The sequence below is a fragment of the Massilia aerilata genome (genome assembly GCF_042656905.1).
Lineage (GTDB): Bacteria > Pseudomonadota > Gammaproteobacteria > Burkholderiales > Burkholderiaceae_D > Telluria > Telluria aerilata.
Genome location: NZ_JBHSMZ010000024.1, coordinates 365,264 through 372,127 on the forward strand (window position 1 = coordinate 365,264; position 6,864 = coordinate 372,127).

A 6,864-nucleotide genomic window follows, 5' to 3' on the forward strand; every position below is an offset into this window, starting at 1 on the left:
TCCGCCATTTTACCGGACGGAATCCCCGTCCTTGCTCTAAAATAACTTTCAGTCAATCAAATTTTTCGGCCGTTACACGCGTCCGCAACAGCCACCATGAACGAGCTTCTTCCCGATACCGCCCCTGATTTCGACCAGCCGGTCGCCGTGCTCAAGCATTGCCACGGCCGCATCCGCAAGCAGCTTGCGACTTTGGAAAAACTGCTGGCCCATCTGCCGCTGCATCGAGCTGAAGACGGCGGCGCCGACCAGCAGGCGCGCCAGGCCGCCTCCGCCGTGCTGCGCTACTTCGAAAAAGCCGCCCACCTGCACCACGACGACGAGGAGCAGGACCTGATCCCGATGCTGCGCGCGGTGGCCCGGGGCGAGGACGCCGCCACCCTGCAGGCGCTGGCGCCGGTGATCCTGCAGGACCACAAGGACATGGACGCGATGTGGCAAGACCTGCACGAGCAGCTGGCGGCCATCGCCGATGGCAGCGGCGCGCAGCTCTCCGGCAGCACCGTGCAGCGCTTCAGCCAGCGTTACCTCAACCATATGGAACGCGAAGAAAGCACGATGGCCCCGATGGCGCTGCGCCTGTTTGATGCACAGCAGATGAAGCAGCTGGGCGAGGCCATGCGGCGCCGCCGCGGCATCGGCCCGGCGGCTTCGGTGGGCGTCGCGGTCGGCGAGCGCGTGGCCGACCTGCGCAAGGATTACGGCCAGGCCAGCCTGGACGAGAAGGACGTCGCCGACGACCCGGTCCAGCAGTTCACCCGCTGGTTCGAGGAAGCCCTGAAGGCCGAGGTCAACGAGCCGAATGCGATGGGCGTATCGACCGTCGACGAGCGCGGCCGGCCGAGTTCGCGCATCGTGCTGATCAAGCAGTTCGACGAGCGCGGTTTCACCTGGTACACGAACTACGATAGCCAGAAGGGCAAACAATTGAACGGCAATGCATTTGCATCTCTGCTATTCTTTTGGAGTGAACTTGAACGGCAAGTACGCATCGAAGGAAAGGTCGAGCGTACCTCAGCCGAGGAAAGCGATAAATACTTCAACAGCCGGCCTTTGAAGAGCCGGCTGTCGGCGATTGCGTCTCAACAGAGCGCGCCGATCGCCAGCCGCGCAGATCTCGAACACAACTACGAGGACGTTGCGCGACAGTGTGGAGAAACGCCCCGGCGGCCAGACAACTGGGGCGGGTTTCGACTGGTGCCGGAACGGATCGAGTTCTGGCAGGGGCGGCGTTCACGCTTCCACGACCGTGTTGTATACACGCGTCAGGAAGACGGCAGCTGGACGCGGCAGCGTTTGCAACCGTAAGGGGCTTCACAGCCGCGAAGGTCGGCGATGCCCCGTCAGCCGGAGGGGTATCGCGTGTTCGACCAGATCAAGTTATCCGCCTGGACCGCAGGCATTCGTGACAAATACAAGCTGCCGCTGCGCGTGGAACTATGGAACGGCGAGCAGGTCGACCTCTCATCCGAACAGCCGCGCGTAACGATCCGCGTGCCGGGCCCCGGCAGCCTGCACTACCTGCTGTCGCCGACCCTCGGCAACCTGGGCGAAGCCTATGTCGAAGGCGCGCTCGAGATCGAGGGTAGCGCGGCCGACATGATCCAGATCGGCAACTCCCTGGCCGAATCGACCGGCAAGCCGGCCCGCCACAGCCGGGTGGCCAGCGCCCTGCGCATGGTCTCGCCGCACACGCGCGAAAAAGACGCCGAGGCGATCCGCTACCACTACGACGTCTCCAATGAGTTCTATCAGGAATTCCTCGATCCGGCCATGGTGTATTCCTGCGCCTACTTCGAGACCGGCGACGAAGACCTGGCCACCGCGCAGACCAAAAAGATCGACCACATCCTCACCAAGATCGGCGTGCAGCCGGGGCATACCCTGCTCGACATCGGCTGCGGCTGGGGCGCGCTGGTGCTGCGGGCGGCGCAGAAATTCGGCGCCCGTTGCGTCGGCGTGACGCTGTCGCAGAACCAGTTCGAGCTGGCGCGCGAACGGGTGGCGCGGGCCGGGCTGCAGGACCGCATCGAGATCCGCTTGCAGGATTACCGCGACGTCGCCGGCGAATTCGATCGCATCACCAGCGTCGGCATGTTCGAGCACGTGGGCGTGCAGCACCTGTCCGAGTACTTCGGCCGCATCGACCGGCTGCTGGCGCCGGGCGGCGTGGTGATGAACCACGGCATCACGACCACCGACGTCGAACAGCGCGCCAGTCCCTGGGGCGGCGGCGAGTTCATCGACCGCTACGTGTTCCCGCATGGCGAGCTGGCCCATTTGTCGACCGTGATCCGCACCATGCAGGAAGGCGGGCTGGAAGTGCGCGACGTCGAAAACCTGCGCCGGCACTATGCGCGCACCTGCGCGATCTGGACCGAGAACTTCGAGGCCAAGGCCGCGCACATCCGCAAGCTGGCCGACCCCAAGACCTTCCGCATCTGGCACGTCTACCTGGCCGGCTGCGCCTATGCCTTCGCGCACGACTGGATCAGCCTGTACCAGATCGTGTGCGGGAAGGCGGGGCGGGATCCGGCGCAGATGCCGTGGTCGCGGCGGTACATGTATGACGGCAGCGGCGCAGTCGATTTGTTATCGACCAGGCACTGACTGTACGCGGGCACGGGGTGCCCGCCCTACGTAGGGTGGGCACCCCGTGCCCGCGTTATTTCATGCGCTCGGCAAACGTCTTGCGAAACTTCGCCACCTTGGGCGCCACCACGAGAGCGCAGTAGCCCTGCAGCGGATGCTGCGCGAAATAGTTCTGGTGGTAGTCCTCGGCCTTGTGCCAGGTTTCTTCCGGCAGCACCTCGGTGACGATGGGCGCGTCCCAGACGGCCGCCATCTCCGCGATCACCTTGCGCGCCATCGCCTCCTGTTCCGGCGAGGTGGTGAAGATGACGGAGCGGTACTGGGTGCCGACGTCGTTGCCCTGGCGGTTCAGGGTGGTCGGGTCGTGGATGGTGAAGAAGATCTCGAGGAGGTCGCGGTAGGAAATGACATTCGGATCGAACTCCAGGCGCACGACTTCCGCGTGACCGGTGGCGCCGGCGCACACTTGTTCATAAGTTGGGTTGGCGGCGGCGCCACCCATGTAGCCGGATTCGACACGGGTCACGCCGCGCGCTTCCAGGTACACCGCTTCCAGGCACCAGAAACAGCCGCCGCCCAGGATTGCCACGTCGCTTGCCGATTGCGGGCTCATACGATGTCCTCGGGAGGGTCGTTGTCGATTCCTTCACTGTAACCCAAAGTGCACGCCCATGCATTTCCCAGGTGAAGCGGTTCCGGGCAGCCGGGCCGTTGGTGGCATAATGGCGTAGATGAACACCAGCTCTCCCCGCTCCTCCGCGCGCGGTTTCGATTCCGCGCATTTCCGCCAGGCTCTGTCCCAATTTGCGACGGGCGTCACCGTCATTACCACCCGCCTGGCCGACGGCAGTTTCCGCGGGCTGACCGCCAGTTCCTTCAACTCCGTGTCGCTGGAACCGCCGCTGGTGCTGTGGAGTCTCTCCGACAAGGCCAACAGCCTGCCCATCTTCACCGGCAACTCGCACTACGTGATCAACGTGCTGTCCGCCGGCCAGGAAGAACTGGCGCGCCGCTTCTCCCGCCGCGGCGCCGATCCCTTCGCCAGCACCGACTACGAACTCTCGCGCACCGGCCAGCCCATCCTGAAGGGCGTCACCGCCTGGTTCGAATGCCACAACCGCAGCCGCTACCCGGAAGGCGACCACGTGATCTTCGTCGGCGAAGTCGAAGAATGCGCCGTGCATCCGCAGCCGGCCCTGATCTTCCACGGCGGCCAGTTCGGGTCCACCTAAGGAGGGGTCAGACCCCGGTTTTGCCTGCCTGGGGTCTGACCCCGGTGGTCAGTGGCGGCTTGTACCTCTGAGCACCGGGGTCAGACCCCACCCGCGTGAACCGGGCTCTGACCCCTGTGACGAAAATGAAAATCCCTGTCGCCATTTCAAAAGCCGCAAGCTAGCCGGATTCCTATAATGCCTAGACTCGGGCGGCGCCAGACCGCCCCACGTCCAACAAGATTCTTCTGAGACAGGAGTCCCGTGCATGAGCCGTTCCGATTCGCCCCGCAAAGCCCAATTTCACTGGGATGACCCGCTTCTGCTGAACCAGCAGCTGACTGATGAAGAGCGCATGGTGCGCGACGCCGCCGCCGCGTATTGCCAGGACAAGCTCAAGCCGCGCGTCCTCGAAGCCTTCCGCAACGAAACCATGGACGTGTCCATCTTCCGCGAAATGGGCGAACTCGGCCTGCTGGGCCCGACCATTCCGGAACAGTACGGCGGTCCGGGCATGAGCTACGTCAGCTACGGCCTGATCGCGCGCGAAGTCGAGCGTGTCGACTCCGGCTACCGCTCGATGATGAGCGTGCAGTCCTCGCTGGTGATGGTGCCGATCTACGAGTTCGGCAATGAAGAAACCAAACAGAAATACCTGCCGAAACTGGCCACCGGCGAATGGATCGGCTGCTTCGGCCTGACCGAGCCGAACCACGGCTCCGACCCGGCCTCGATGGTCACCCGCGCGCGCAAGGTCGACGGCGGTTACTCGCTGAGCGGTTCGAAGATGTGGATCACCAACTCGCCGGTCGCCGACGTGTTCGTGGTCTGGGCCAAGGACGACGAAGGCGCGATCCGCGGCTTCGTGCTCGAAAAGGGCTGGAAAGGTTTGAGCGCGCCGGCGATCCACGGCAAGTTCGGCCTGCGCGCTTCGGTCACCGGCGAAATCGTCATGGACGAAGTGTTCTGCCCGGAAGAGAACGCCTTCCCCGAGGTGCGCGGCCTGAAGGGCCCGTTCACCTGCCTGAATTCGGCCCGCTACGGCATCGCCTGGGGCGCGCTGGGCGCGGCGGAAGACTGCTGGCACACCGCGCGCCAGTACGTGCTGGACCGCAAGCAGTTCGGCAAGCCGCTCGCCGCGAACCAGCTGGTGCAGAAGAAACTGGCCGACATGCAGACCGAGATCACGCTGGGCCTGCAAGGCTGCCTGCGCCTGGGCCGCATGAAGGACGAAGGCACGGCCGCGGTCGAGATCACCTCGATCATGAAGCGCAATTCCTGCGGCAAGTCGCTGGACATCGCCCGCACTGCGCGCGATATGCTCGGCGGTAACGGCATCTCGGACGAGTTCGGCATCATCCGCCACATGGTCAACCTCGAAGTGGTCAACACCTACGAAGGCACGCACGACATCCATGCCCTGATCCTGGGCCGTGCGCAGACCGGCATCGCGGCCTTCTAAGCGACGCCGCGCCCCACGAAAACCCGCCGCCGTGCGGGTTTTAACAGTTCGTGGGAACCTACTTATTCCTGCACCGTCTCATGCAGTATGAGCGAGTTCGCTCCCATCAGCTGCCAGGCCAAGGAGGTCGAAGTCGTGATTATCAACCACGGCGACACCACATTCGAGGAAGACCTGGCCAGCGACGCGCTTGAGATCATCACCGTTTTTTCGGCCAGACTATACGGAAGCCGCAGCCACAAGAACCAGAAGCTGCTCGACGGCGTGCGCCGGGCTGTGCAGGAGGCTACGTGCTGATTGCCCACCGGATCGCCCTCGACCCCAACAACGTGCAGGCCACCTACCTGGCGCGCGCCGCCGGTGTGGCCCGCTTCGCCTACAACTGGGCGCTGGCCGAATGGAACCGCCAGTACGCCGCGCGCCAGGCCGACGCGGCTTGGCCACAGCCTTCGCAACTGTCTCTGCGGCGCCAATTGAACGCCATCAAGCGCGCGCAGTTCCCCTGGATGCTGGAAGTGACGAAGTGCGCGCCCCAGATCGCGATCATCCAGTTGGGCCAGGCATTCAACAACTTCTTCGCCGGCCGCGCGCGCCACCCGAAGTTCCGCCGCAAGGGCAAGCACGACCGTTTCAGCATCAGCAACGACCAGTTCCGCGTCGCCGGCAAGCGCCTCCGGATCCCAATCCTGGGCTGGCTGCGCATGCGGGAGGCGCTACGCTTTACCGGCCACCTGGTCTCGGCCACGATCTCTCGACAGGCCGGCCGCTGGTACGCCAGCATCACGGTCGATACCCCTGACGTCTCCCTGCCTCCGGCCGAAAACCAAGGCGCGGTCGGGGTGGACCTTGGGGTGTCGACGCTGGCGACCCTGTCGACCGGCGAGACTTTCACAGGGCCGAAGCCACTGCGCACGCTGTTGGACCGGCTGCGTTGCCTTTCACGAGCGCTGTCACGCAAGGTGAAGGGATCGAACAACCGGGCCAGGGCGAAAGCGAAGCTGGCGAAACTTCACGCCCGGATCGGCAACCTGCGCCGCGACGCCCTGCACCAGCTGACGTCAGACCTGACCCGGCGTTATCACACGATCGGCATCGAGGACCTCAACGTCAGAGGCATGCTGGGCAACCGGCGCCTGTCGCGCGCCATTGCCGACATGGGCTTTTACGAACTGCGCCGGCAGCTCGAATACAAGGCGGCCTGGCGCGGTGGCCAGGTGGTCGTGGCCGATCGATGGTACCCCAGCAGCAAGACCTGTTCGGCATGCGGGCACGTGCTCGAGACCCTGGCGCTGGGGCAGCGCAGTTGGTCCTGTCCAGGCTGTGCCACGGAACACGACCGCGATGTGAACGCGGCAATGAACCTGAGGAATCTGGCGGTCAGTTCGACCGTCACTGCCTGTGGAGGGGAAGGCTCTGGCCCGGTGCCATGCACTGGGCGAAACCGGCCCCGGCGAAGCAGGAATCCAACGGCGAGGCAGCTTTAAGCAATAACGGCTAGCTTTGCGTAAGTTTGGTAGAACGGTTTTTTTATGGTTCATCGCGGGTTTCCGGGATGAACCTGTTGTAAACGCAAGAGAGCAGTAAGGAAGAGTTATTGTG

At 64.2% G+C, this 6,864-nt stretch carries 6 protein-coding genes and 1 pseudogene; 6 read left to right on the forward strand and 1 reads right to left on the reverse strand.

Annotated elements, in window-relative coordinates; all coding sequences use genetic code 11:
* Positions 1–96: 96 nt before the first annotated feature.
* On the forward strand, positions 97–1,308 hold the full coding sequence (pdxH, locus tag ACFPO9_RS25175) for a pyridoxamine 5'-phosphate oxidase (protein ID WP_379776531.1): 1,212 nt from the start codon (positions 97–99) through the stop codon (positions 1,306–1,308).
* A 54-nt stretch (positions 1,309–1,362) separates the two neighbouring features.
* Positions 1,363–2,610: a class I SAM-dependent methyltransferase gene (locus tag ACFPO9_RS25180; RefSeq protein WP_465263317.1), complete on the forward strand. Its 1,248-nt coding sequence runs from the start codon at positions 1,363–1,365 to the stop codon at positions 2,608–2,610.
* A 55-nt stretch (positions 2,611–2,665) separates the two neighbouring features.
* Here the strand turns inward: ACFPO9_RS25180 and msrA are convergent, their stop codons facing one another.
* Positions 2,666–3,205 (reverse strand): peptide-methionine (S)-S-oxide reductase MsrA, encoded by a 540-nt coding sequence (gene msrA / locus ACFPO9_RS25185; RefSeq protein ID WP_379776537.1) that lies wholly within the window; start codon positions 3,203–3,205, stop codon positions 2,666–2,668.
* 118 nt (positions 3,206–3,323) lie between these two features.
* Here msrA and ACFPO9_RS25190 point away from each other — a divergent pair, with 118 nt between their 5' ends.
* From ACFPO9_RS25190 to ACFPO9_RS25205, 4 genes and pseudogenes are all read left to right on the forward strand, one after another.
* Entirely contained in the window at positions 3,324–3,824 is a 501-nt protein-coding gene (locus tag ACFPO9_RS25190) for a flavin reductase family protein (RefSeq protein ID WP_379776538.1), read from the forward strand.
* 247 nt (positions 3,825–4,071) lie between these two features.
* On the forward strand, positions 4,072–5,265 hold the full coding sequence (locus ACFPO9_RS25195; protein ID WP_379776541.1) for an acyl-CoA dehydrogenase: 1,194 nt from the start codon (positions 4,072–4,074) through the stop codon (positions 5,263–5,265).
* A 111-nt stretch (positions 5,266–5,376) separates the two neighbouring features.
* Positions 5,377–5,562 (forward strand): annotated as a pseudogene (locus ACFPO9_RS25200) (recombinase family protein); the annotation flags it as partial.
* Positions 5,556–6,749, forward strand: a complete 1,194-nt coding sequence (locus tag ACFPO9_RS25205; RefSeq protein WP_379776543.1) for an RNA-guided endonuclease InsQ/TnpB family protein — start codon at positions 5,556–5,558, stop codon at positions 6,747–6,749. The pseudogene ACFPO9_RS25200 and the gene ACFPO9_RS25205, both read left to right, overlap by 7 nt.
* Positions 6,750–6,864: the final 115 nt, after the last annotated feature.